We start from the raw sequence: 24,737 nt of genomic DNA, 5'->3' as shown, positions 1-24,737 counted from the left end.
TCGTTGTCCAAGAAACGGGAGGCAGTTCAGAGAATATCCAGCACGGGGGCTTTTGCGTGCCCATTCACGGGCGAAAACTATAGAAGTGAACTACTGAATCACAAAGTTCACCTGAGCCGAAGTCACACCATTCACCGTGGCAGTCGCCCAGTAAGAGCCCTTCTGAGCGGTCGAAGCGGAGGAGCAACCCAGCACGTTGATCTTACGGTCCCACGCCAGGTCGGTTGCACCCTCGGCACCTGCGGCTACCTCAGCCTTCTGAACGGCGGTCGCCGCGCACAGGCTGCGGGTGTACACCTGAGCCGCACCGGAGGTGATGTTCAGGTCCACGCCGGTGTTCGCACCCTCGCCGCCCACGGCGCAGGGGGTCTTCGAGGAGTTCGTGTAGGTCACGTGGAAGGACACCTGCTCACCGGCCGCGAAGGTACGCTTCGCGGGGGTGACGGTCACCTTCAGGTCGTTCGCGGTACATGCCGCAACAGCAGCCGCAGTGGTCACCGAGGGTGCCGGTGCGGGGGTAGTCGGGGTCGCCGCGGGAGTGGTTGCCGCAGGGGTTGCCGCGGCGGTGGTCACGCTTGCAGTGGGTGCCGCAGAAGCGGTCACCGAGGGGGTTGCCGAAGCAGTAGCCGCCGCGGTTGCAGAGGCAGTCGCGCTAGCGGACGGGGTGACCGAAGCAGTTTCGGAGGGGCGAGCACTGAAGCTCTGGAAGGGTGCACCGGAAGCCGTTGCGGTGGAGGCTACAGTGGCGTCCTTCTTGCCGTTAATCATGCCGACCATGGAGGTCACGCCGGCGACCAGCAACAGAATGACAGCGAGCAGAGCAATGACCGCCACGATACGACGACGACGGTACACTTCGGGAGGCAGAACGGGACCATTTTCAGACATACCCTTAAGGATACCGGGTTTAACCCTGAGAATCACAGTGAACCCCGTTCATGCGGTTTTGGGAATATATGCCCTGTGGCGTAGGCTTTTCGGATGACCTCAGAGCCCAAACGCACCGCACGCACACGCCCCGAACCCACCCTACCCGAAGGCACCAACATCGAGGCGCTTCACCACCGAATCAACGGGTGGTTCCTCGACCATGCACGCGATTTGCCGTGGCGTCGTGACGAGTGCACCCCCTGGGGTGTGATGGTCAGCGAGTTCATGCTGCAGCAAACCCCCGTCAAGCGCGTGCTGCCCGTGTGGGAGGAGTGGATGCGCCGCTGGCCCACCCCTGCCGACCTTGCCGCCGAGCCCGCTTCGGAGGCGGTACGCGCCTGGGGCCGACTGGGTTACCCGCGCCGCGCGCAGCGTCTGCACGGTGCCGCTGTGGCGATTGTGGAGCAGCACGGCGGTAAGGTTCCCGCCGATTACGAGGCACTGCTGGCTCTGCCGGGCGTGGGTTCCTACACGGCGGCTGCGATTAGCGTGTTCGCGTTCGGTCTGCGCGCCACGGTAATTGATACGAATATCCGCCGCGTGCATGCGCGTGCGGTCTCCGGCAAGGCCTTGCCCTCGCGTTCGTTGACGGCGGCTGAGACTCGCTTGGCGGAGGCGCTCATGCCCGCCGATACCCCCACCTCCTGCCTGTGGAACGCAGCGACCATGGAGCTCGGCGCGCTGGTCTGCACGGCAAAGTCCCCGACATGCGAGCTGTGCCCGGTGGAGGATCTGTGCGCCTGGGTTGCGGCAGGCAAGCCGGAGGCGGACTACACCCCCAAGGGTCAGAGCTGGCACGGCACGGACCGCCAGGTGCGCGGCGCGGTCATGGCGGTGCTGCGTGCGGCGCATGAGCCGGTAAATCGTGAGCTGATTTTGAGCGCGGGTGTATCTGCGGCTGGCGATACGACCTCTTCACCCGGTGCTACCTCTTCACCCGATTTAGCGTTCCCGGCAAATGCACCCGCCGCGGTGCACCGCCCGCTCAAGGCGCTGTACGACCTCTCCCCCGCTGCCGAGCAGCTGCAGCGCTGCTATGCGGGGCTGCTGGCGGACTCTCTCGCCCGCGAAGTCGCCCAGGGCGATACTGTGCTCATCTCGCTCTAGTACCCGCCTCAGAAAGGCTCCTGGGGGCTTCTAGAGCCTTTAGAAGCTGGAGCCTTTAGAAGAGAAAACGCCTGTGGGGCGGTACCGAAATGATCCGGTACCGCCCCACAGGCGTTTCGTGCGCTAAAACCTAGCTATCTAGGGCTTAGTCCCCACCCTGGCCCTCTCGAGCCTCGGAAGCAGGTGCCTCAGCTGCGGGAGCCTCTGCGGCATCCTCGTTCAGCTCCTGCACCGAATCCAGAGCCAGCTCCTTCATCGGCTGAGACGAGAAGACGAACTTCGCGGAGTCGCCCTCACCTTCAACGTCCACGGTAATCTTCTCACCGGGCTTGATGTCGCCGAAGAGGATCTTCTCGGACAGGGCGTCCTCGATGTTGCGCTGCATCTCGCGGCGCAGAGGACGGGCACCCATGGACGGGTCGTAACCCTTAGCCGCCATGAGAACCTTCGCAGCATTAGTCAGCTCAATGGACATATCCTGCTCCGCCAGGCGCTTAGCCAGGCGGCCCACGAACAGGTCCACAATCTGCAGAATCTCAGACTCGGAGAGCTGCGGGAAGACGATAATGTCGTCCACACGGTTCAGGAACTCGGGGCGGAAGTGCTCCTTGAGGTTCTCCATCACGCGTGCCTGCATGCGCTCGTAGTCGGCTGCGGTGTCATCCATCGCCTGGAAACCAACCGGGATGCGGCGGTTCACGTCACGCGAACCCAGGTTGGTGGTCATGATGATGACGGTGTTCTTGAAGTCCACCACGCGACCCTGCGAGTCGGTCAGGCGACCGTCTTCCAGAATCTGCAGCAGCGAGTTGAACAGGTCGGCGTGAGCCTTCTCCACCTCGTCGAACAGGACCACGGAGAAGGGCTTGCGGCGGACCTTCTCGGTCAGCTGGCCGCCCTCATCGTAGCCAACGTAGCCGGGAGGCGCACCGAACAGACGCGAGACGGTGTGCTTCTCCTGGTACTCGGACATATCCAGGGTGATGAGCGAATCCTCATCGCCGAACAGGAACTCCGCCAGAGCCTTGGCAAGCTCGGTCTTACCCACACCAGTCGGGCCGGCGAAGATGAACGAACCACCGGGACGGCGCGGATCCTTCAGGCCTGCACGAGTACGGCGGATAGCGCGGGACAGTGCCGCAATAGCGTGCTCCTGGCCGATGACGCGCTTGTGGAGCTCCTGCTCCATGGTCAGCAGGCGGGTCGACTCTTCCTCGGTGATCTTGTAGACCGGAACACCGGTGGAAGCAGCCAGAACCTCAGAAATAACCTCGGGGGTCACGGTGCCGAATGCGTCGCCGCCTTCGCGCCATGCCTTCTCGGCTTCTTCCTTCTCAGCCAGGACCTTCTGCTCCTGATCACGCAGGCCTGCGGCCTTCTCGTAATCCTGGGAGTTGATGGCGTCTTCCTTCTGCTGGCGCAGCTTGGCGGCCTTCTCGTCGAGCAGCTTGATTTCCGGGGGTGCGGTCATGCGCTTGATGCGCAGGCGTGCGCCCGCCTCGTCAATCAGGTCGACAGCCTTATCCGGCAGGAAGCGGTCAGAGATGTAGCGTGCCGCAAGGTTCACGGCAGTCTCGATAGCCTCGTCGGTAATGGTGACGCGGTGGTGTGCCTCGTACTTATCGCGCACGCCCTTGAGGATCTGCACGGCGAGCTCCTGAGAGGGCTCATCAACCTGAATCGGCTGGAAGCGGCGTTCCAGGGCGGCGTCCTTCTCAATGTGCTTGCGGTACTCGTCCAGGGTGGTTGCACCGATGGTCTGCAGTTCGCCTCGAGCCAGCATGGGCTTGAGGATGGAGGCAGCGTCAATTGCGCCCTCTGCGGCACCTGCACCAACGAGGGTGTGGATCTCGTCAATGAACAGGATGATGTCGCCGCGGGAGCGAATCTCCTTCAGAACCTTCTTCAGGCGCTCTTCGAAGTCACCGCGGTAGCGCGAACCTGCGACCAGGGAGCCCAGGTCCAGGGTGTACAGGTGCTTGTCCTTGAGGGTTTCGGGGACGTCACCGTGCACGATAGCCTGTGCCAGGCCCTCCACGACGGCGGTCTTACCGACACCGGGCTCACCAATCAGCACGGGGTTGTTCTTAGTACGGCGGGAGAGGACCTGCATGACGCGTTCCATCTCCTTGTGGCGGCCGATGACCGGGTCCAGCTCGCCCTCACGCGCTGCTGCGGTGAGGTTGCGGCCGAACTGATCCAGGATGGTCGAACCCGCGGGAGTGCCTTCGCGAGAGTTGCCTGCACCCACGCCGGCGGTTTCCTTTTCACCGGAGTTGTTGCCGGGGTAGCCGGAAATCAAGTCCATCACGGCCTGGCGCACGGCAGCGGGCTCAGCGCCCAGCTTGACCAGCACCTGGTTTGCCACGCCCTCGTTTGCACGAACCATGCCCAGCAGGATGTGTTCGGTGCCGATGTAGCCGTGGTTCAGCTGAATAGCCTCGCGCATGGACAGTTCGAGAACCTTCTTCGCGCGCGGGGTGAAGGGGATGTGGCCATTAGGCGCCTGGGGGCCGGGGCCGACGATGTCCTGAACCTGTTCACGTACTGCGTTCAGGGTAACGCCCAATGATTCCAGGGCGCGGGCACCGATGCCTTCGCCCTCGTGAATCAGACCGAGCAGAAGGTGTTCGGTACCGATGTAGTTGTGGTTGAGCATGCGTGCCTCTTCCTGGGCAAGCACCACAACGCGCCGAGCTCGATCGGTAAAGCGTTCAAACATTTACGCACTCCTTGCATTTTCCTATTGATACAAGAGTACGTTGAGCGCGGCTGAAAGGGCGGGCTGATGGGCGTCTGTTCGCCATCAAGAGAACAGATGAGCTGTTCCGGGCGTTCTAGGGGCGGTTTAGGCGCGGTTTCGGGGCTTCTGGCGGGGCTCGGGGGCGGTTTTGAGGGGTCTAGCTCACGCAGGTGAGCCTACCTGAAGGTGGATGGGTGCCGCCAGGTCGGTGCTAGCTGTTTTTGTCGGTGCTGACTGCTTCTCCCGAGGCCAGCTGTTTTTGCCGGGGCTGGCTGTTTTTGCGGAGGCAGTCTGTGCAGAGTGTGCGCATATTGCCGTCGGATGTACCGCGGACAGGTGCTACAAGTGGGTTCCGAGGGTCTACGGTGCCGATACGAGGGTTTGCGGGAGGGGCGAACACACAAGAACCCACATAGACCAACACCTAAACCGCTTGTTTCCTGCACGTGCATGAATATATTGCAGAAATTTTTAAAAATTTATATGTTTAAGTGAGAAATTTCAATAATTCGCAAAAAATATTTGCCGGATAACGCGGCGCTTATTTTCCGGATAATTCCCGCATCATTTCGGCGCCCCATCAAGAGATAATCCGTAAGTTCTGAAAGCCCCACCGAAGATGCAGGGCTCCCAATTATTCGAAAATTTCAGTCAGTACATTCCAGCCCCTTCGATGGAATACCCAACGCAACGATCGCATGAATATCACAGCGCATATCCCCCGCTTTGAAGAGATTAATGCAACATTACCTTTAGTGTTCCTGCCAATGCATGAAACCTAAATGGGGAACCCGCACTCGACACCAGATTGCGCATCCGATTCCCCACTCTTCCTCCTAATAATTCAGAAGCGGGCATCAGCAAAGGATCAATATATTTTACATGTAAATAGTTAATTGGGGTGGGTGATATAAAAACACCCCACCACCCCCAGCAGATATGTAACGCATATCAAGAAATACCGGGGCAAAACTAAAGGCGGACGGTGATAACACCGTCCGCCCTAAGCGCTCGGAGGTTTAGAGCCTTGAAGAACCAACCCCTCCGGTTACGCGTAATAACTTAGAACTTTTAGTCCTGAGCCTTCATTGCTTCGTAGTATGCGTCCTGAACATCCTGGTGGATACGACCGCGGTCAGAAACCTTGTGGCCGTTAGCCTTAGCCCACTCGCGAATTGCTGCGGTCTCGGGGTTGCGCTTAACCGGAGCAGCGGTACCACGGGGGGCACGGGTGCGCTGGGTAGCGGTGCCCTGCACGCGGCGGGACTTCGCTACGAAGGGGCGGATAGCGTCACGCAGGCGAGCTGCGTTTGCGGAGGACAAATCGATTTCGTAGTGAGCGCCGTCCAGACCAAAACGGATAGTTTCGTCTGCGGGGCCGCCATCGAGATCGTCTTCAAGGATGATGCGAACCTTCTGTGCCATTGAGGCACCTCCTCATCTGTTGCATATATCCTGTGGAGTAAACTCAAAAGCCTCTATCGGGATTGAGAAAATAGTGTGCCGGATATATTTATGTACTAATTTTCTTTCATATAGTATCAGAAATATATTAAAGATTCCGAAAATATTCTGAGCTTTGAAACAATACGCCAATCATCCGCAGCGATATATCGCTTCTGTGCATCCCCGTTAAATCTGCACTCGCTACAAGAACATTAAAGTGAAGTTTAGAGTGCAAATACTTTGGATTCTTCCAGGCAGCAGACACAGCCCCCAGAGACAAAGACACCTAATAATGTACCCCGGCGTCCCCGACAATCTGAGTGAAATATAGCGCCCGCACGAGCCTGCACATTAGACCATTCGCACCATACATTTCAGCTCTATTCAAAAGCGAAATTCTGCTATCTCCCAACCCCTCATTATTTTCTATGTAACGCGTTCATGCATAAGAGCAGAAACCCCCGCCAGAGTGAATAGAGCAGCATAAATCAGCACCAGAATAGAGCAAAAAAGCACCTTAAAACGTCCCTGACCTGTGCAAACAAACAGAAAACTCCACCTCAGAAGCTATACACCGTGCAAAAGAGTGCACAGAAAACGGCGGGTGCCGCAGATACAAGCGTATCCGCGGCACCCGCCGCATTATCACCTCATGCAGAAGTCAGAAGCTTAGGCTTCCGGCTTCATCAGGGGGAAGAGAATAGTCTCACGAATACCGGGCTGACGCACCACAGTACCCGGACGCTCCGGATCCTGATCGCCCGCCAGCAGCATAATCAGACGGTCAATACCCAGACCCAGGCCACCCATCGGGGGTGCACCGTGCTCCAGGGCGCGCAGGAAGTCCTCATCCAGCTCCATCGCCTCGTCATCACCGGCAGCAGCCAGCAGCGACTGAGCGGTCAGGCGCTCACGCTGAATAACCGGGTCAATCAGCTCGGAGAACGCAGTACCGCGCTCCATACCGCCAATAATCAGGTCCCACGCCTCAATCAGCGGCTCACCGGAACGGTGCGGACGCGCCAGCGGCTGAGCGCTCGGCGGGTAATCGTACACGAAAGTCGGGTTCACCAGGGTCGGCTCAACAATCTCACCGAAGAGCTCGGTCACCAGCTTCTCAGCGTCCCACTTCGGGTCGATGTCCACCTCATGCTTCTCAGCGATCTCACGCAGAACCGAAGCGTCAGTCTCGGGGGTGATCTCAACGCCCACAGCCTCAGACAGGCCCGGGTACACGCCAACCCACTTCCACTCACCGAACAGGTCAATGGTGCCGTTCTCAGTCTCAATACGCTCGGTACCGACAGCCTTCGCGCAGCTTTGGATAATCTCCTTCATGCGCTCAGCCATCACAAACTGGTCAGCATACGTCTCGTAGCACTCCAGGGTGGTGAACTCGGGGCTGTGGGTCGAGTCCACACCCTCGTTACGGAACACGCGACCAATCTCGTACACGCGGTCAATGCCACCAACCACTGCACGCTTGAGCGGCAGCTCGGTCGCAATACGCATGGTCATCGGCTGGTCAAAAGCGTTCAGGTGGGTGCGGAACGGGCGAGCCGTCGCGCCACCGTGCACCAGCTGCAGAACGGGGGTCTCAACCTCAATGTAGCCGTGATCCTCCAGCACGCGGCGGACGGTGCGGGTAATCAGGGCGCGCTTCTTCACCAGCTCGCGAGCCTCCTCGCGAACCATCAGGTCCAGGTAACGCTGGCGAACGCGGGTTTCCTCGTTCAGGTCCTTGTGCAGAACCGGCATGGGGCGCAGCGCCTTCGACGCCATCTTCCAGTCGGTCACCATAATGGACAGCTCACCGCGGCGAGAAACAATCACGCGACCGGTCACGAACACGTGGTCACCCAGGTCAACCAGGGACTTCCACTCAGACAGGGACTCCTCGCCCACCTCAGCCAGCGACAGCATCGCCTGGATGCGCTTACCCTCGGTACCACCCTGCAGGGTCGCAAAGCACAGCTTACCGGTGTTACGGACGAACACCACGCGGCCACCAACATGCACCACACGGTCAGTCTCGTCGCCAGCCTTCAGCTCCTCAGCAGCCAGCTTCGGATCGTACTCGGCGCGCAGACCCTCAATGTGGTTGGGCTCCACGCGGTTACCCTCAGAATCCAGCAGACCCACCGGGTATGCCTCGCGACCCGACTCGATCAGCTTCGCACGCTTCTCCAGGCGAATCTGCATCTGCTCGGACATATCAGCAATCGCCGGTGCGGCAGTGTGCTCAGTGCTCACAGTGATACCTATCTGTGTAGTGTGTTGGGGACTCTTCTAAACGAACGAACGCTTAGCGCAGGTCCATGTTGTCAATCAGGCGGGTCGGGCCAACGAACGCAGCAACCAGTGCCAGCACTCGCTCCGACTCCTCAGTCGGCTCACCGAAAGTCATCGGGTCGACCAGTTCCAGGTAGTCAAGGCGCACACCCGGAGTGGAGTTGATACGCTCACGCGCACCGTCCAAATCAATCTCGTGGAAGCCACGGTTCAGCGAATTCTCACGCAGCATCGCCAGGGTGCGGGACAGCACCAGGGCAGACTCGCGCTCCTCATCCGACAGGTAGCTATTACGCGAAGACAGCGCCAGGCCGTTATCTTCGCGAACAATCGCCACAGGGCGCATGGTCACGTCGTGGTTGAAATCGCGCACCATACGCTGAATCAGGATGTACTGCTGAGCGTCCTTCTGACCGAAGTACGCATTCACCGGGTGGTTACCGGCTGCGGGGCGAATAATGTTGAAGAACTTATTGACCACGGCCAGCACGCCATCAAAGTGGCCCGGACGGGTCGCACCCTCAAACTTGGTGCCCAGCTCGCCGCTCGAAATGCGGATGAGCGGGTCACCGTCGGGGTACATCTCTTCAACCTCGGGGGCAAAAATAATGTCAACACCGGCGGCACCAGCCAGGGCAGCGTCTGCCTCCAGGGTGCGCGGGTATGCTTCGTAATCCTCGCCGGGGCCAAACTGCAGCGGGTTCACGAAAATGGAGGCGACCACTACATCGTTCTGTTCAGCGGCGCGACGCAACAGGGTTGCGTGGCCGTCGTGCAGGGCGCCCATGGTGGGCACGTAGCCCAGGGATGCGTTCTTGTACTGAACTGCGGTGCCGTTCTGCTCCGCCTCCTGGCGGGCTGCCCGGTCCAGTTCTTCCTGCGCTGCGGCAAGGGATTCGGTGATTGCCGTGCGGAAATCCGCAATGGTGGTCACGACTCGGGGCATCGAAGTCTCAGTCATGACGAGAACTCCTTGTTTTCGGGGGCTGAATCATCAATATCGCCGGGGTGGTTGCGGTCCGAAGACTCACCCAGCAGATTCTCAATTCGTCCCAGTTGTTCATCGTTTAACAAACCTCTATTATGCGCTCTTTTTGCGGTTGCGTGTGCCAGAGCGGCATAAGAGTCTGTAATATCACCTGTTTTCTCATGCTCTGAGTACTCATTCAGAGCCTGAAGGTGAGCCTTCACGGTGCCGGCGTCTCCGCGTGCCACGGGCCCGGTGAGAGCACCCTCACCGCTGGCGAGCGCATTGTCCACGGCGGCTCGCACGAGCGGCCCCATGTAGCGTGCCGGGTCCTCAATACCGATGGAGGCGAGCATCTGCTGGGACTGACCCAGGATGGTCACGAGGTGGTTCGCGGCGTGCGCTAGAGCGGCGTGGTAGAGCGCTCGGTCGGCCTCGGCAACGTGCACGGGTTCACCGCCCATCTCCACCACGAGTGCCTGAGCAATCGGGATGAACGGTGCAGGCCCGGTCACGGCGAAGCAGGTGCCGTTCAGGCGCTGCAGGTCCACGGACATGCCGGTAAACGTCATGGCGGGGTGAATCGCCAAACCGATAGCGCCCAGCGCGGTCGCCGGTGCCAGAACCTCAGTGCCGTGACGGCCGGAGGTGTGCACCAGAATCTGACCGGCGGTAATACTTCCCGAGGACGCCAGGTAGGTGACGAGGCCCGGCAGCTCATCATCGGGAACCGCAAGAATCAGCAATTCGCTACGCTCAGCAATCTGCTCCACCGGCAGCAGCGGCACATCGGGAAGCAGCATCGCGGCGCGCTCCTGAGAAGCCTCAGACACCGCGTGAACGCCCACAATAGTGTGCTCACAGGCGCGCAAAGCCGCACCGAGGACGGATCCGACCCTCCCGGCGGAAATAATTCCAATGCCTAAACGCGCAGGTTTTGAATGCTGTATCACGGCTTTAAGTATATTCTCCCTTTTACGCAGCCCCTGCCGTCGGTGTCACGAAGAACACTGACGGCAGGGCGCGATCTGCAGTTTTGCTGCCCGCTAACCCGGCGGGGAAGCTCAACTGACGGACTGGCTTAGGGACGCCCACTCATCACCGGTACGCGGTAGTAAGGCTCAATACCCTCCAGCCGAACCGTCATCAACCACACCAGGTCCTCGCAGACACGCGGCGGCAAGTGCATCATGAGCGTGCGCACCGGGCCGGGCACCGTACCGAAATGCACACTCGCGCATCCGAAGGCACGCTGCAGCGGACCCTGACCTCGGCTCACGCTCAGCACACGGCTGACCGGAACAATCGACAGCGTGCGGATAAAGTAGCCGCCACGAATCAGCAGCAGGTCGCCCCGCGTATGCTCACCAACGCTCGAACGTGCCGCATCAGAATCAATGCGGGTGCTCGCCTGCACCGAACCGGCAGTGTAACCGACCGTGGTCACGCCGTTACGCTTCCAGGTGAGCAGGTCCATCCAGCGCGCCGAAGAGGGCGTCACAATCATTGCCGGAACCTGCGGCTTCTGACTCTTCAGCGAACCATCAGCGGTATCCAGCAGCACCTGCGCCTGCGCCTCATCCAGGGCGGGCAACAGCAGGCGCAACACCATCAGCGTCTCCTGCTTATTGCCAACCGGCAGGGCAACATTGCGGGTCACAACCTTCTGGTTGTCGTTCTTCTCAATACCAATACCGGCAATGGTCATCTTGATGCGGTACCAGCCGAACGCACGCCACAGGATGGACTGCTCCACGGCGAGTGCCTGAATACGCTCAACCATCACGTTCTGGGTGTGCGTGCCGGTGAAACCGTACCGCAGGGTCACGCCACCCTGACCGCTGGGGGTGATTTTGAAGTTCGCGGCGCCATCAAAACGCGTCCAGAGGGCAACCACGTAACCGACCATGGGCGCGAACATACCGGGCAGCATCGCCATGAAAATCAGGAACGGGCTCTCGCCGGCCATCATCGCGGCGAAGACGGCGGCACCGACCATGAGGGCCACGGCGGGCACCAGCCACACCAGGTGCTCCAGCATGATGGAGGCAATCAGACGCACATTCGAGATGCGGAAAATCGGCGGCTGCGAGGGGTCAGCCGTGACCGGCATCGGCATGCGAGCGCCGCGGCGGGATGCGACGGGCTGCTGAGTACCGGGGTGCTGGGGTGCAGACTGCTCGGGGGCGGGCTGCTGGGCGCCGTCCTGCAGAGGCGCACCATAGGACGCCTCGTAAGATGCCTCAAACGGCTGGTGCAGCTGATTCGCATCCGGCATGCGCTCCGCCGAAATCTGCATGCTATCGGGCAGCACGTCGACCGGGCGGCCAGTCGCCTCCGAACGCAGCAGGTTAATACTCGCCATCGCGGTGCGGCGCAGAACCTCCGCCTTGCGGGCAGAAACGTACTTGATGTGCAACGCCTCCGAAGAACCGTCAGCCACCTCAAAACGCAGCTCCGACAAACCCAGCAGACGTGCCACCAGAGGACGCGAAATGTCCACGCTCTGCACGCTCTCCAGACGGATCGTGCGGTTCTTCTTGAACAGAAAACCGCTACGGCGGTGAATCGCCAAATCGTCCAGGCTATAACGGGTAAACCACCAGTCAATCGAGCCAGCAACCAGAATCAGCACGAGCACGGCGAAGCCGATAAGCTGCGAGTACGTTGCGCTGAAGTAGCTGCTGTTCTCATCAAATGCCTGCGTCAGGCGCGCGCCCCACTCGTTCGGCGGGGTGGTCAAAATATTCAGGATAATGCTCTGGAAGAAACCAAACGCCAACAGAATAATGAACCAGAGGTTCATGATGAACGTGCGAATATCGGCACGCCACCACTTCTGCTCCTGAGAGTTCGGGGCGTTATTATTCGGAACCGGGGTACTCATTAGAGTGCCGCCATTCGCTCATCGGCGCGGCGCACCAGATCCGCGCGCAGCTCCTCCGCCACGTTCAGCGGAATACCGAACAGCACCATCGTGCCGGTGGTCGTACCCGCGGTGCGCACCGTCAGGCGGGCAACACCGCACATGCGCTCCAGAGGGCCCGAATCCACATCAACATACTGGATGCGGCCGTACGGCATGGAGCTCATCGAACGGAACACGATACCGCGGCGAGCCATCAGGTGATTCGACTCCAGCGCGTAGCCGAGCGCGCGAGTACGGCGCGGAGTGGTCAGAATCCACCACAGACCCCACAGACCAAACACCGCGACCACCACCAGGCCGACGATGCGTAGCGCCTCCGGGCCGCCGAAGAACGTGCCCGCACAATACATGGCAACACCCGCAAGGATCGGGAGCGCCAAGGCAGAAATAGTGTGAACAAAACGAACCGTCAGGTAGCCGGAGGCGGCGGGCACCCACTGCGGCTCCGGCACGGGCTGAGAGGCTACCGGCTGGGAGCTTACCGGCTGAGAAGGTGCCGGCTGCGCGGGAACCTGCTGAGGCGCGTTCGGGTACGCGGCAGCGGGCGGAACCTGCTGTCCATACTGCGTCTGCTGGTTATTCTGGGTCTGCTGTCCATACGGGGCACCAGGCTGACCGTAAGCCGCCTGCTGGTACTGCCCGTACTGGTTCTGCTGAACAGGCTGACCATACTGACCCTGCTGGACATCCTGCCCGTACCGACCATTCGGCGAATAACTATTCTGGTTAGGAGCCGACATAGGTTCCTCCCTCTCGCGGCTTTACAGCACCGGAAGAGGAGGCCGCATCCTCATCATCCTCCGGCGGAATACGACAACAATGCTGAGCCCACAGGCCAGCAATCAGCAGGGCAACACTGCCCACACAATTAACAAGAACCTCCCAAAAGACCACCGAAAAACCGCGCACAGACACCATCGCCACATGGTAACCAAGAATCGCAGCGCACCAGCCCGTCAACAGGGCACCGGTCATGATGGAACCCTGCGCATACGCCACCGCACGCGCAGCAAGAATCGGGCCCATATGCGGCACCTTCTCACGCGTCTGAATACGACGATAACGAGCCACCTGCACACCCAGCCACACGGCACCCGCCGCAACCAGCAGGCACACCGCGCCGAGCATCCACGAAAAATTCAGCTCACCAAAACCGGCGCCAATCATCACGGAATTCACCATAAGAGCGGCAGCGGCACCGCACACAGCCGCCACAATAATCGCCCGATAACTCAGGGGCTTCATGGTGTTTCCTTTCGGTAGGTTCCTCTACCTTCCAGAGTGCCACATTTAAGGCTGATCAGGTACCTGCATCTCACGCATATAGCTAATAGCGTCTTCATCCGCCCCAAGCAGCGTGCGGGACAGCTCCGCAACGTTCACGACCTCGCGACTCAGCGGTGTGGGAACCTCATCCGGCCGCTCCCCCGAAGGCTCCGCACGCCGGGTCACCGTCAGGTACGCCTGCGGGTCCATCTGCGCCCACGGCACCAGCACGAAAGCACGCTCCTGCGCCCGCGGATGCGGCAAAGTCAGCACCGGATCCTCAGAGATCACGCCGTCATAGTCAATCACGTCAATATCGAGGGTGCGCGGGCCCCAACGCACCAGGCGCTCACGGTGATGCGCCGCCTCCACCGCATTACACAGCTTCAGCAGCTCGTAGGCGCCCAGGTCAGTGGCCACCTCAATGACCGCGTTCACGAAATCCGGCTGACCCGCCGGGCCACCCACCGGGGCGGTACGGTACAGCCCGGAGGCGCGCACCAGCTGCACGCCGCCCGCCACCAGGTCGGCGACGGCACGTTCCAGGGTGTCTTCGCTTTCGCCCAAGTTCGAGCCCAACGCCAACACCGCGCGGTGTTTCAGGGTGTTGGGCTTCTGCGTATCGGTTGTCTGGGTGCCAGCCACTAGCGGCCGCCCTCTACGACACGCTCCGCGGCACGCTCACGGAACACGCTCACCGCAACGTTACCGAACGGCAACTCAATCGGCGCCTGCGGCTTCGATACGGTAATCTCCGCCGCCTCCACAAGCTCAAACATCGCGAGAATACCCTCGGCAATGTTCACCGCGAGGGTCTCAATCAGGTCCAGCGAACCGTTCGTCACGTGGCGGTGAATCAGGTCAACCACGAGCGCGTAGTTCGTGGTCTTCGTCAGGTCATCCGTGGCGGCTGCGGCGGAAAAATCGCTGTACAGGGTCGCGTCCACGACGAAGGGCTGGCCGTCGCGCTTCTCAAAGTCGAGCACGCCGTGGTAGCCCTTGGCGGTAATGCCGGTGAGGGTGATGCGGTCGTGGCGGGCGTAATCTGCCTGGGTCATTGGGGTCTCCTAAAAGTATTCGAGTAGTCGGCAAGCGAGGTTTAGCTGACAGAACGCAGCGCGGAGGCGACCGTCACCGCATCCACGCTGGCGGGCACGTCGTGCACGCGCACCGCCCACACGCCGCGCGCCGCCACCAGGGCGGTCACCGCCGCGGAGGCTGCCGCACGGTGCTCAGCCGGGCGCGGCTCCGACAGCGACTGCCACAGTTCGCGTTCCGCCTCGCCCGCATCGGTTGCGGTGAAGCCGCTCGCGTTCAGGCGCTCAGCCAGCGCCATATCCGCCGCCGTGAGGGCGTTCGCGATAAAACGCTTGCGGGAACCAGCAATGAGCAGGCGGTGGCCCAAGCCCTGTAGCTCGTCAAGGGCGGCGAGCAGCTCCCAGTCCTGCATGCCGCCCTTCGCAAAGCCCAGACCCGGGTCAAGAATCAGGTTCTGCGGCAGCACACCGGCGGCAAGGAAACGCTCACGCAGATCGGTCAGCTCCTCCACGACCTCGGTGACCACGCCGCACGGGTACTCCGCCAGGCTGTCCATGGTCTGGGAGGTGCCGCGCGCGTGCATGAGGATGTACGGCACCTGCAGCTCCGCGGCGGTCTCAATCATTTCATCGCTCACGTTCAGACCCGACACATCGTTGATGATGTGCGCACCGGCGGCAATGGCGGCGCGGGCGGTCTGCGGGTTCATGGTGTCAACGCTGATGGTGGTGCCCATCTGCGCGACTGCCTCGATGACGGGCAGGATGCGGCGCTGCTCCTCCTCCACGCTGATACGCACGGCACCGGGGCGGGTGGATTCGCCACCGATATCGATAATGGAGGCGCCCTCGGCAATCATGCGGGCGGCGCGGGCGATAGCGTCGGTCGCGGCGTAGTGCTTGCCGCCGTCGCTGAAGGAGTCGGGGGTGACGTTGAGGATGCCCATCACGAGGGTGCGTTCGGCGGCGAGCGCATCGCAGGGCAGGGGTGCTACACGGGTGGATTCGGTCATGGTTTTAATCGTACCGAATCTGCCGGATGACACAGCGCGCCATATTTGCATATGGCATACCGATTTAGGGGTATCCTGGGAGGGTATGCTCTGCCTGCGTCACAGCGGTGTGGGTTGGGCACCTCATACACATACATACTCTAGGAAGTGACTCATCGTGAATATGAAGACCGGCGCTTGGATCCTGTCCCTGGTGGCTCTTGCTGCGCTTGTGACCATTGTGCTTGCTGAAGGCGCCCCCGCGGTCCGCTGGATTGCTTTCGGCACCGCAACCGGTTGCGGCTTTATTGCTGTGGGCCTGATTGTGACTCTTGCGCTGGGTTGGGACGATAAGAATGAAGCCCACTAAGGGTCTTTGAGTCTTCTTCGGGGTCTGTGCGGCACCATTGCCGGTGCCGGCGGCTCCGAGGGACACAACCGCACAGCAAAAGGGGCGGAGGTGAAAACCTCCGCCCCTTTTAGTGTGCTTATAAACTGTGAAAACCTTAGCTCCACAAACGGGTTTCTTCCCACCCTTGCGGTATACCCATTGCCCGGGAGATATCAACTCCAGGAACGGAAATATTAGGACGCTCCTTCAGGATCCGCGTTAGAGATTCCGTGTCTCCGATTCCACCCTGATCCATCAGATATTTGAGGAGGGTGAGCATGCCGAAGGTTTTACACATCTTATGGTTCTCTTCAGCCTGTGGCACACCAAATAGGTCAACAACCTCACGGATTTCAGGGCTCTCAACTCTTCCACCTCTCAACACACGCGGCAAGCGAGGCTCTGGGTGCAGCTTATTGTAGAACCTACTTTGATGCGCACAAATATTGCGCATTACCCGCAGCGAGTTAATCCAGGTTTCCAGTTGGGGGTCAGTACACCCCAGAGCTTTCGCGATATCTCGCCGAATATTTGGCGGGGAGACCAAATACAGATTCTGCAGAGCCCCTAAATCTAGAACTTCCACCACTACCCACACAGGCAACTTCCCGCCGTATTGCTCACGGTGATGCTTCACGAATTCTTCCTCAGAAGTACGAATAAGTTGTTCGCTTTTTCTCGTGAATCTATTCCAAGCAGTGCGCCTTTTACTACCTTGAAGGTCACATCGGGCTTCATCCTCGTATATGAGTGGATCCACTTCCCCCAGTAAATTCCCTAGACGAGACCGCAAATACACCTCAAACTGCGAGAAGTACGAAAACGCAATAGACCGAAGATTACGGTCATATTCATACAGGGCCACAATATCTTCAAAGACCGTTCCGGGCACGAAAGTATCCAAGCGCTGCCCGCTTCCCGACGACCGCCGAAACGAATAGTAGTAACCACTCAGACGGTAGTAACTAACACGCTCGAGGACATGAACAGCACGTTCTTGCGAACCTACGAGCATACCTCGCTGCCGCAAGATTCCAACCTGCTGTTCATATGTTTTAAATGGTTTTACGATTGAAGGCATGCACTATCCATTACTTAATGTCGTTTCATCATTGGAACTCTTTAATAATATCAATATAAGGATATTAAGGGTGTACCTACACGACATGTAAGCCATCTGTATTGCTAAGGCAATCATTTAAAAACGATGACCGGTCCTGGACCCATGAGGGGAGGAACCGGTCGCGGTTGTTTCGTTTCAGATGAGGCGAGGAACAGCCATGCTTGCGCTAACAACGGTACGTAAAGAACGCGATATGTAGCGTTGTTAAAAAGAAGACCGGTCCTGTACTCCCGAAGGAGTGGTGCCGGTACTAGTGGTACTACTCTACAGCTGATGATGCTCTTCACGCAAGGGCTCTCGTCATACAGCCCAACAAATGCGGCTACACAGCGCAGGGGGCAGGATTCCTTAGAATCCTGCCCCCCCTGTCGCACGCATAGCTATATGCTCATTCCATGCGCTTAGCGCTGCGAGAAGATCAGGCTCATCGCCTCCGCACGGGTTGCGCCGTTCATCAGCGCACCGCGCACCGCGCTGGTCACGGTCTTCGCGCCCGGCTTACGCACACCGCGCATCGACATGCACATGTGCTCAGCCTCAATCACCACAATCGCACCGCGCGGGTTCAAGTGCTCCTCCAAAGCCTCCACCACCTGCGTGGTCAGACGCTCCTGCACCTGCGGGCGGCGAGCGTACAGGTCCACCACGCGGGCGAGCTTGCTCAGGCCGGTCACCTTACCGTCCGGGCCGGGAATGTAACCCACATGCGCCACGCCGTGGAACGGCACCAGGTGGTGCTCACAGGTCGAGTAGAAGGGAATGTCCTTCACCAGCACCATCTCAGAGTGGGCGATGTCGAAGGTCGTACCCAGAATCTCGCCGGCGTCCTGGTGCAGGCCCGAGAAGAACTCCGCGTAGGCGCGCGCCACACGTGCAGGGGTCTGCTGCAGACCGTCACGGTCCGGGTCCTCACCAATCGCGAGCAGAATCTCACGGACGGCAGCCTCAATACGCGGCTGGTCAACGGCGTTCTTAACCTCGCTCATTCTCTGCTCCATTCTGGTTCGGGGTGCCGTTCTCCGGGCGCTGCGCCGGAGGGGCGGGGTAGTTCGGGTACTGCTGGGTGGGCATTGCGACGGTCGGGTCGGCGTCCGGGTTGATGAGGGGCACCTGAGGCGGCAACGGCTGCGTAGGTGCTACCGGAACCTGCTGCGCGGGTGCAGCCGGTGCTACCGGAACAGTAGGTGCCGTAGCAGGAGCTGCCGGCGCCTCGGCAGGTGCTTCCTCAGCCTTCTGCGCCTCCTGAGCCAGCTCGCTCGGTGCCTTTACCGGCGGGATGTCGGTACGCTCGCGGGTCGGCTTGGAGTACCAGTGCTCACGCTCGGGGCGCTTGCGAACATCCTTGAAGATTTCGGCAATCTCGTTTTCGAGCAGGGTTTCCTTCTCGAGCAGGGCGAACGCCAGGCGGTCCAGAATATCGCGGTTTTCCAGCAGAATCTGGAACGCCTCATCGTGTGCCTGCTCCAGCAGGGCGCGGATCTCAGCGTCAACCTTTGCCGCGGTCGCGTCGGAGTAGTTGCGTGCCGAAGCGCCGCCGCCACCGAGGAACGGTTCGGTGTCTTCGCCGCCGAGCTTCACGGAACCAATCACAGCGCTCATGCCGTAGTCGGTAACCATCTTGCGGGCGGTGTCGGTTGCCTTCTGAATGTCGTTAGACGCACCGGTGGACGGGTCGTGGAAGACGATTTCCTCAGCCGCACGGCCACCCATCGCGTACGCCATCTGGTCAAGCAGTTCATGGCGGGTCGTGGAGTACTTATCGTCCTGCGGCATGACCATGGTGTAACCCAGGGCGCGACCACGCGGAAGAATCGTAATCTTGGTGACCGGCGCGGAGTTACGCAGTGCCGCCGCGACCAGGGCGTGACCGCCCTCGTGGTATGCGGTGACCTTACGCTCGTGCTCGTTCATGATGCGCGAGGAACGCTGCGGACCAGCCATGACGCGGTCGATTGCCTCGTCGATAGCGCGGTCGTCAATCACGTTGCCGTTATCGCGGGCGGTCAGCAGAGCCGCCTCGTTCATGACGTTCGCCAGGTCAGCACCGGTGAAGCCGGGGGTGCGCTTAGCAACCTGAGCAAGGTCAACGGTGTTAGCAATCGGCTTGCCTGCGGCGTGAACGCGCAGGATGTGTTCGCGGCCCTGCATGTCGGGGGCGTCCACACCAATCTGACGGTCAAAACGGCCGGGACGCAGCAGCGCCGGGTCCAGAACGTCGGGTCGGTTCGTTGCAGCAATGACGATGACGTTCGAGTTGCCGTCGAAGCCGTCCATCTCAACCAGCAGCTGGTTCAGGGTCTGCTCACGCTCGTCATTACCGCCGCCCATGCCGACGCCGCGGCGGCGGCCAACAGCGTCAATCTCGTCGACGAAGACGATGGCGGCGGGGTCGCTCTTCGCTTCCTTGAACAGGTCGCGCACGCGGGACGCACCCACACCCACGAACATTTCAACGAAGTCAGAGCCAGAAATCGAGTAGAACGGCACGCCAGCCTCGCCCGCCACAGCCTTGGCGAGCAGGGTCTTACCGGTGCCGGGAGGACCGTACAGCAGAACGCCCTTGGGGATCTTGGCACCCAGGCGGGTGAACTTTTCGGGTTCAGCCAGGAACTCGCGGACTTCTTCCAGCTCGGCGAGCGCCTCGTCCACACCGGCGACGTCGCTGAAGCGGACTTCTGGCTTGTCCTTGGTGAATTTCTTCGCACGGGACTTGGAGAAGCTCATGACGGAGGAGCCGCCTCCGACTCGTCCCATCAGGAACCAGAAGAGCGCACCAAAGATCAGAATCGGCAGGAGCAGGGACACCAGGGAGCCCAGGAAGCTGTGCTCAACCGGCTGGTCCGTGTAGCTTTCCAGCTCGGCGGATTCCATTGCCTTAGCAACTTCGTCGCCGCGGGGCTGCACGTAGTAGAAGCGCACCGACTTACCGTAGTTGTCGTTGCCCTTCTTGTAGTCGTCCTTAAGCTGCAGCTCGACGCGCTGGTCGCCGTCGTAGATCTTTGCGCTCTTGACCTGGTGGTCGTTGAGCAGCTGAAGACCCACGTTGGTGTCCACCTGACGCGAGGGCTGAGTGAAGAAGGAGGCCATGAGGAAAGCCAGCATGATTACGAGAGCTGCACCCGGCCAGAACCAGGGGCCGTTAATCAGCTTCTTCAGGAAGCCCTCCGAGCCTTTCTGCGGAGTATTGGGGGTTTGCGCCAATGCTTTGTCCTTACGTTGCGGCTGTAACCCGTCGGGGGTTGCGGCATGCCAGCCGGAACACCCAACGATGCAACCTTAAATGTACCCTACCCCGGCGGGCGGCTAGGTACCGGGCTTCTCTATTTCACCTGCGGGCTAAAGGGTTGTAGCACTCGGCGGGGGTGAAAGTGCATCTTCCGCGGCGGGTACATCCGCCTCCACGTACATCCACCGGCGGGTACAGCAACGCCCCGCTCCCCCACAAGCGTGAGGAGGCGGGGCGTAACCACCTACAGCAGGGTTGCTGAGGTGAAGGCTTAGGAGTAAACGTGCGGGTGCAGGGTTGCGACGCAGTCCAGGTTGCGGTACTTCTCAGCGAAGTCCAGGCCGTAACCAACAACGAACTCGGGCTCGATGTCCCAGCCGACGTACTTGACCTCAACGTCAGCCTTGACGACCTTGGGCTTGCGCAGCAGGGTGCAAATCTCAACGGAAGCTGCGCCGCGAGAAATCAGGTTCTGCTGCAGCCATGCGAGGGTCAGGCCGGAGTCAATGATGTCTTCAACGATTAGGACGTTGCGGCCCACCAGGTCGGTGTCCAGGTCCTTGAGGATACGCACAACGCCGGAGGACTTGGTGCCGGAACCGTACGAGGAAACAGCCATCCAGTCCATGGTGTAGTGGCCCTTGAGAGCGCGGGAAAGGTCAGCCATGATCATGATGGCGCCCTTGAGAACACCCACCAACAGCACGTCCTTACCGGCGTAGTCTTCGTCGATGCGCGCCGCCAGTTCGGCGACCTTCGCGTTAATCTCTTCCTTGCTGAAGAGAACGTTCTTGATATCGTCCTGCACGTCGATAGCCTGCACGATGTATTCCTTCGTATTCTTTTAGACGCTCTGCGCCTCCGCCGGGGGCCCCGGGTGCGGGGTTTCATGCCTTCCCACGGCGGATAATGTGGATGGTGTTCGCTTTAAGTATGGCTTAAAACGGCGCCGCGGCGCACCTCACCACGCAGATAGTGTGTGCTGAGGGGGCTCCACAGGCACCTAGCTGGGCACCTAGTTAGGGTCGGGTTGGCACTAATACGAGCACGTCCAGGCGTTCACCGGTTGCCGGATGCACAATTTTGCGGCGGCGGTACGCGCTCACATGGCCGGGCATCTGAACGGGCCCAGCCACCGCGTATTCGGCGGTGAAAGAGTCCAGCGCCTGCAGTCGCTCGAAGCCGGGGTTCTCTCCCCCGGCGGTCTTGCAGGCGGTCGCAAGCACACGCAGGCGCAGCGCCGGGTGTAGCGCCGCCACCTGCGCACGGTCCAGCAGCACGGCATCCTCACGTTCGATGCCGCGCACGGCGGTTCCGGCGGGTAGGAGTGCCTGCTCGTAGGCTACCTGTGCCTGCTCGTCGAGGTATTCGGCGTCGGGGCCAGCTACGGAGGCGGTGCGCGCCAGGGAGCGGGCGACGTCCCCGCCGAGGTGCTCCTCCAGGTAGGGCAGCACGCTGTGGCGGATGCGGGCACGCATGAGGGTTTCGTCGGTGTTGGTCGGGTCGATCCAGGGGGTGAGGGTTTCGGCGTCGCAGATGTCGAGCATGTCGGTGCGGCGCAGGCCGAGGAAGGGACGCAGGTAGGTGACGCCCCCTTCGACGCGCACGGGCGGCATACCGGCAAGGGAGCGTGTGCCGGAGCCGCGGCTTAGGCCGAGTAGCACGGTTTCTGCCTGGTCGTCGAGGGTGTGGCCGAGTAGTACGGCGCGGGCGCCAGTGGCTTCAACGGCTTTGGTGAAGGCGGTGTAGCGGGCGGTACGCGCCGCCATTTCGGGGCCCATGTTGCCGACGGGAACCTGCACTTTTTCGGTGATGACGGGGTGAAGCCCCAGGTCGGTGAGGGTCTGCGCGGTCTGCGCGGCGACCGCGGCGGAGTCTTCTTGCAGGCCGTGGTCGACGATGATGGCGCCTACGCGCACGTCGCCGCGGCGAGCGAAGTGTGCGGCAATGGCTGCCAGCGCGAGGGAGTCGGGGCCGCCGCTGCAGGCGACCAGGAGCAGGGGCAGGTCGGCGGCGTCCGCGGTGGAGGCGGTGCGGGAGCGTCCGGTGGCTTTGATGCTTCCGGCGCCGAGGAGCTTTTCGAGGGCGGCGGCGAGGTGGCGGCGGGCAGTGCCAACGGCGGGGTGCAGGCGTCCTGCGCGTCCATTCTGCATGGTGGTTCCTTTATATAGGTGTGCGGGAGGGGTTAGGTGAGGGGGTTGGTGATAGCCAGCTCGATACCGAGCTCTTGGGCGACTTTGAGGACCGCACCAATTGACGGGCCGGGCAACCCACGCTCAATATCGCGGATTGTTTTATCGCTGAGCCCGACCATCCACGCCAACTCCATTTGGGTGATTTTTTCGTACTTGCGGACGGCGCGAACCTGCGCACCAAATTCCTGTGCGAACCCCGTTGCGTCGAATGCCATGGATGTCCCCTCCTCACCGCTACAGAACCTCAGATTATACGAACTATTCTTCGTAATATGCCCATATTAGCACCCCAAGAAGCCCTCCGAGGCTGTTTTCCGAAGAATAGTTCGGTTACACATGTCCTTCCAAGGAACCTCCGAACACAATCAAGGAGCACAGCAAAAGGGGGCGTGCCCACCGCCTCCAGTACGCACGAAAAATCGCACGAACCAGACACGGGAAACACGCCCCCAGCAAGCCCTCCGCTCACCTGCCACTAGGACAGCGACTGCAGACGAGCCACAATCGGTGCCAGCTCTTCATGGTAATCAAGAACCATGAGAGGGGTGAAAATAGTGCGGTACGAAGCGTAATAGAAATCTGGTGTTTCATTGAAATCCCACGGCGTGTACCCGTTAGTGAGGAAACCAGTGTCATACGCCCGGACTTCTTCCCCCTTCGCCAGCGCATGCTGATACATCCAGCTCATTGCTCGATGCAACTCACTACCCTCCTTAATGGGGGCAGCACCCTTCTCCGCACGCACAGCATTCGCCTTATCCAGAGATTCCAGAGCCACCTTGGGGCTACCCGCAGCACGATAAAGGAAGGTAAAGTAGGCGCCACGGCTCGCCGGAGTGTCATAGTGGAAGGAGCCGTCAGACCAACCGGTGGTCAAACCCACACGGGTCGCCCAAATAGCAACCTTATAACGAGCATCACCCGGAGTCAGGTCGGTGTACGGGGACTTCTCCGGCAGGTTCTTCACCTCGGGTGAACCCGCCAGATGGTACAGGTACTCCAGCAAGCGACCACGCGAAATGGTCATGACCCCGTTCGGCAACTTATCTTCACGGGTTCGGGCCAGCCCAACAACCTGCTTCTTCGTAATCAGGCCGGTACACTCCGCCCAGTGCAAATTGGTCATCATGTTTGCGCCGTAATAGAAGTGCATGCCAAAACAATTAACATCAAACTCTAGCTCTTCAACAGGCTGTGCAGATTTCGGCTGAATGTATGCCGCCTGGGCTACGCCCTGACCCATATACCCCATAGTCAGCGCCAACAGTGCCGCCGCACCACGGGTCGAAAGGTTTTTCTTCATTTTCTATCCTCGGTGAAAGGTGTGAGAGTAGAAGAAGAGTGAATCCCTTTGACCATACCCGGAATCTGCACCTCGCGCAATCAACTACGCCCGGCGTGCAGGCAGATGCGGCGAAAGACACAACAAAAAGGGGGCGTGCCCACCGCCTCCAGCACGCACGAAAACTCGCACAAACCAGACACGGGGAACACGCCCCCCTGATAAAAACCGGGTGCACCTAACGGTGCGGCAGCTTAGTGACCCTCAGCTGCGAAACGGTCGATAGCCTCCTGGACCATCTTCTCAGCAGCAGCCAGGTCTTCCCAGCCCTCGCCCTTAACCCACTTGCCGGGCTCCAGGTCCTTGTAACGCTCGAAGAAGTGCTGAATCTCAGCCTTCAGCTGCTCCGGAACATCAGCCAGGGACTTGATGTGGTCGTAGCGCTTGTCGGTGGGAACGCACAGAACCTTAGCGTCGCCGCCAGCCTCGTCGGTCATGTTGAACACTGCGACCGGGCGGGACTCAACCAGCACGCCGGGAACAACGTCAACGTCCAGGATCAGCATTGCGTCCAGCGGGTCGCCGTCCTCACCGAGGGTGTTCTCGAAGTAGCCGTAAGCGGTGGGGTACTGCATGGAGGTGAACAGCACACGGTCCAGGCGCAGGCGGCCGGTCTCGTGGTCCACTTCGTACTTCACGCGGGAGCCGCGGGGAATTTCAATAGTGACGTCGAGTTCCATCGGAACCTTCTTTCTCGTGAGTTAGAGTCACTTTCGCGGCGACTTCGGCGCGCAAGGTGCGAAAGTTAGGT

22 protein-coding genes are annotated in these 24,737 nt (G+C 60.4%); 2 read left to right on the top strand and 20 right to left on the bottom strand.

What is annotated here, in order from left to right; genetic code table 11:
• Window positions 1-90: 90 nt before the first annotated feature.
• Window positions 91-888, bottom strand: a complete 798-nt coding sequence (locus HMPREF3055_RS00850; protein WP_070737375.1) for a hypothetical protein — start codon at window positions 886-888, stop codon at window positions 91-93.
• 93 nt (window positions 889-981) lie between these two features.
• Here HMPREF3055_RS00850 and HMPREF3055_RS00845 point away from each other — a divergent pair, with 93 nt between their 5' ends.
• Window positions 982-2,037, top strand: a complete 1,056-nt coding sequence (locus HMPREF3055_RS00845) for an HhH-GPD family protein (protein ID WP_070737373.1) — start codon at window positions 982-984, stop codon at window positions 2,035-2,037.
• 145 nt (window positions 2,038-2,182) lie between these two features.
• Here the strand turns inward: HMPREF3055_RS00845 and HMPREF3055_RS00840 are convergent, their stop codons facing one another.
• From HMPREF3055_RS00840 to folP, 11 genes are all read right to left on the bottom strand, one after another.
• The gene (locus HMPREF3055_RS00840; RefSeq protein ID WP_070737370.1) at window positions 2,183-4,759 is read right to left on the bottom strand and encodes an ATP-dependent Clp protease ATP-binding subunit; all 2,577 of its coding nucleotides are present in this window, start codon (window positions 4,757-4,759) and stop codon (window positions 2,183-2,185) included.
• A 1,092-nt stretch (window positions 4,760-5,851) separates the two neighbouring features.
• A complete protein-coding gene (locus tag HMPREF3055_RS00835) occupies window positions 5,852-6,205 on the bottom strand; it encodes a histone-like nucleoid-structuring protein Lsr2 (protein WP_070604962.1) in 354 nt (117 codons plus the stop codon).
• 690 nt (window positions 6,206-6,895) lie between these two features.
• On the bottom strand, window positions 6,896-8,479 hold the full coding sequence (gene lysS, locus HMPREF3055_RS00830; protein WP_080975590.1) for a lysine--tRNA ligase: 1,584 nt from the start codon (window positions 8,477-8,479) through the stop codon (window positions 6,896-6,898).
• Between the two features lie 52 nt (window positions 8,480-8,531).
• Complete coding sequence (gene panC / locus HMPREF3055_RS00825) at window positions 8,532-9,479, bottom strand: pantoate--beta-alanine ligase (RefSeq protein WP_049340443.1); 948 nt, start codon at window positions 9,477-9,479, stop codon at window positions 8,532-8,534.
• Complete coding sequence (locus tag HMPREF3055_RS00820) at window positions 9,476-10,438, bottom strand: Rossmann-like and DUF2520 domain-containing protein (RefSeq protein ID WP_012902776.1); 963 nt, start codon at window positions 10,436-10,438, stop codon at window positions 9,476-9,478. The genes panC and HMPREF3055_RS00820 overlap by 4 nt, the downstream gene beginning before the upstream one ends.
• 128 nt (window positions 10,439-10,566) lie before the next feature.
• Window positions 10,567-12,372 (bottom strand): PH domain-containing protein, encoded by a 1,806-nt coding sequence (locus HMPREF3055_RS00815; protein WP_070737367.1) that lies wholly within the window; start codon window positions 12,370-12,372, stop codon window positions 10,567-10,569.
• Entirely contained in the window at window positions 12,372-13,154 is a 783-nt protein-coding gene (locus HMPREF3055_RS00810; RefSeq protein ID WP_049347528.1) for a PH domain-containing protein, read from the bottom strand. Before HMPREF3055_RS00810 ends, HMPREF3055_RS00815 begins: the two co-directional genes overlap by 1 nt.
• A complete protein-coding gene (locus HMPREF3055_RS00805; RefSeq protein ID WP_005507616.1) occupies window positions 13,141-13,659 on the bottom strand; it encodes a DUF3180 domain-containing protein in 519 nt (172 codons plus the stop codon). Before HMPREF3055_RS00805 ends, HMPREF3055_RS00810 begins: the two co-directional genes overlap by 14 nt.
• A gap of 45 nt (window positions 13,660-13,704) precedes the next feature.
• Window positions 13,705-14,325, bottom strand: coding sequence for a 2-amino-4-hydroxy-6-hydroxymethyldihydropteridine diphosphokinase (gene folK, locus HMPREF3055_RS00800; RefSeq protein ID WP_049340449.1), 621 nt, complete (start codon window positions 14,323-14,325; stop codon window positions 13,705-13,707).
• Window positions 14,325-14,738, bottom strand: coding sequence for a dihydroneopterin aldolase (gene folB / locus HMPREF3055_RS00795; RefSeq protein WP_049340452.1), 414 nt, complete (start codon window positions 14,736-14,738; stop codon window positions 14,325-14,327). The genes folK and folB overlap by 1 nt, the downstream gene beginning before the upstream one ends.
• Before the next feature lie 41 nt (window positions 14,739-14,779).
• Window positions 14,780-15,730, bottom strand: a complete 951-nt coding sequence (gene folP / locus HMPREF3055_RS00790) for a dihydropteroate synthase (RefSeq protein WP_049347524.1) — start codon at window positions 15,728-15,730, stop codon at window positions 14,780-14,782.
• 157 nt (window positions 15,731-15,887) lie between these two features.
• On the opposite strand from folP, the gene HMPREF3055_RS00785 reads away from it, so the two are divergent.
• Window positions 15,888-16,079, top strand: coding sequence for a hypothetical protein (locus HMPREF3055_RS00785; RefSeq protein WP_005504350.1), 192 nt, complete (start codon window positions 15,888-15,890; stop codon window positions 16,077-16,079).
• Between the two features lie 136 nt (window positions 16,080-16,215).
• Here the strand turns inward: HMPREF3055_RS00785 and HMPREF3055_RS00780 are convergent, their stop codons facing one another.
• The 8 genes from HMPREF3055_RS00780 to ppa form a co-directional block, all read right to left on the bottom strand.
• Window positions 16,216-17,181: an Abi family protein gene (locus tag HMPREF3055_RS00780; protein WP_005504348.1), complete on the bottom strand. Its 966-nt coding sequence runs from the start codon at window positions 17,179-17,181 to the stop codon at window positions 16,216-16,218.
• Window positions 17,182-17,624: 443 nt separating this feature from the next.
• On the bottom strand, window positions 17,625-18,209 hold the full coding sequence (gene folE / locus HMPREF3055_RS00775; RefSeq protein WP_049340467.1) for a GTP cyclohydrolase I FolE: 585 nt from the start codon (window positions 18,207-18,209) through the stop codon (window positions 17,625-17,627).
• Window positions 18,196-20,424 carry an ATP-dependent zinc metalloprotease FtsH gene (gene ftsH, locus HMPREF3055_RS00770; RefSeq protein WP_070737364.1) on the bottom strand — a complete coding sequence of 743 codons (2,229 nt, stop codon included), beginning with the start codon at window positions 20,422-20,424 and terminating at the stop codon, window positions 18,196-18,198. The genes folE and ftsH overlap by 14 nt, the downstream gene beginning before the upstream one ends.
• Before the next feature lie 296 nt (window positions 20,425-20,720).
• Entirely contained in the window at window positions 20,721-21,272 is a 552-nt protein-coding gene (gene hpt, locus HMPREF3055_RS00765; RefSeq protein WP_005504342.1) for a hypoxanthine phosphoribosyltransferase, read from the bottom strand.
• A 196-nt stretch (window positions 21,273-21,468) separates the two neighbouring features.
• Window positions 21,469-22,602 (bottom strand): tRNA lysidine(34) synthetase TilS, encoded by a 1,134-nt coding sequence (tilS, locus tag HMPREF3055_RS00760; RefSeq protein WP_070507317.1) that lies wholly within the window; start codon window positions 22,600-22,602, stop codon window positions 21,469-21,471.
• A gap of 32 nt (window positions 22,603-22,634) precedes the next feature.
• Window positions 22,635-22,859, bottom strand: coding sequence for a helix-turn-helix domain-containing protein (locus HMPREF3055_RS00755; RefSeq protein WP_005504337.1), 225 nt, complete (start codon window positions 22,857-22,859; stop codon window positions 22,635-22,637).
• Window positions 22,860-23,119: 260 nt separating this feature from the next.
• Entirely contained in the window at window positions 23,120-23,947 is an 828-nt protein-coding gene (locus tag HMPREF3055_RS00750) for an S-layer homology domain-containing protein (protein WP_049346262.1), read from the bottom strand.
• A 233-nt stretch (window positions 23,948-24,180) separates the two neighbouring features.
• Window positions 24,181-24,666 carry an inorganic diphosphatase gene (ppa, locus tag HMPREF3055_RS00745; protein WP_005504328.1) on the bottom strand — a complete coding sequence of 162 codons (486 nt, stop codon included), beginning with the start codon at window positions 24,664-24,666 and terminating at the stop codon, window positions 24,181-24,183.
• Between the last annotated feature and the right edge of the window lie 71 nt (window positions 24,667-24,737).

This window comes from Rothia sp. HMSC061C12, from assembly GCF_001815755.1.
GTDB lineage: Bacteria > Actinomycetota > Actinomycetes > Actinomycetales > Micrococcaceae > Rothia > Rothia mucilaginosa.
This window is presented reverse-complemented; position numbering and strand designations above follow the sequence as displayed.

What these genes read in the sequence shown, in the direction of transcription:
- HMPREF3055_RS00850 (WP_070737375.1), bottom strand. Translation starts at nt 888, where the DNA reads ATGTCTGAAAATGGTCCCGTTCTGCCTCCCGAAGTGTACCGTCGTCGT.
- HMPREF3055_RS00845 (WP_070737373.1), top strand. Translation starts at nt 982, where the DNA reads ATGACCTCAGAGCCCAAACGCACCGCACGCACACGCCCCGAACCCACC.
- HMPREF3055_RS00840 (WP_070737370.1), bottom strand. Translation starts at nt 4,759, where the DNA reads ATGTTTGAACGCTTTACCGATCGAGCTCGGCGCGTTGTGGTGCTTGCC.
- HMPREF3055_RS00835 (WP_070604962.1), bottom strand. Translation starts at nt 6,205, where the DNA reads ATGGCACAGAAGGTTCGCATCATCCTTGAAGACGATCTCGATGGCGGC.
- panC (WP_049340443.1), bottom strand. Translation starts at nt 9,479, where the DNA reads ATGACTGAGACTTCGATGCCCCGAGTCGTGACCACCATTGCGGATTTC.
- HMPREF3055_RS00815 (WP_070737367.1), bottom strand. Translation starts at nt 12,372, where the DNA reads ATGAGTACCCCGGTTCCGAATAATAACGCCCCGAACTCTCAGGAGCAG.
- HMPREF3055_RS00810 (WP_049347528.1), bottom strand. Translation starts at nt 13,154, where the DNA reads ATGTCGGCTCCTAACCAGAATAGTTATTCGCCGAATGGTCGGTACGGG.
- HMPREF3055_RS00805 (WP_005507616.1), bottom strand. Translation starts at nt 13,659, where the DNA reads ATGAAGCCCCTGAGTTATCGGGCGATTATTGTGGCGGCTGTGTGCGGT.
- folB (WP_049340452.1), bottom strand. Translation starts at nt 14,738, where the DNA reads ATGACCCAGGCAGATTACGCCCGCCACGACCGCATCACCCTCACCGGC.
- folP (WP_049347524.1), bottom strand. Translation starts at nt 15,730, where the DNA reads ATGACCGAATCCACCCGTGTAGCACCCCTGCCCTGCGATGCGCTCGCC.
- HMPREF3055_RS00780 (WP_005504348.1), bottom strand. Translation starts at nt 17,181, where the DNA reads ATGCCTTCAATCGTAAAACCATTTAAAACATATGAACAGCAGGTTGGA.
- folE (WP_049340467.1), bottom strand. Translation starts at nt 18,209, where the DNA reads ATGAGCGAGGTTAAGAACGCCGTTGACCAGCCGCGTATTGAGGCTGCC.
- tilS (WP_070507317.1), bottom strand. Translation starts at nt 22,602, where the DNA reads ATGCAGAATGGACGCGCAGGACGCCTGCACCCCGCCGTTGGCACTGCC.
- HMPREF3055_RS00755 (WP_005504337.1), bottom strand. Translation starts at nt 22,859, where the DNA reads ATGGCATTCGACGCAACGGGGTTCGCACAGGAATTTGGTGCGCAGGTT.
- HMPREF3055_RS00750 (WP_049346262.1), bottom strand. Translation starts at nt 23,947, where the DNA reads ATGAAGAAAAACCTTTCGACCCGTGGTGCGGCGGCACTGTTGGCGCTG.
- ppa (WP_005504328.1), bottom strand. Translation starts at nt 24,666, where the DNA reads ATGGAACTCGACGTCACTATTGAAATTCCCCGCGGCTCCCGCGTGAAG.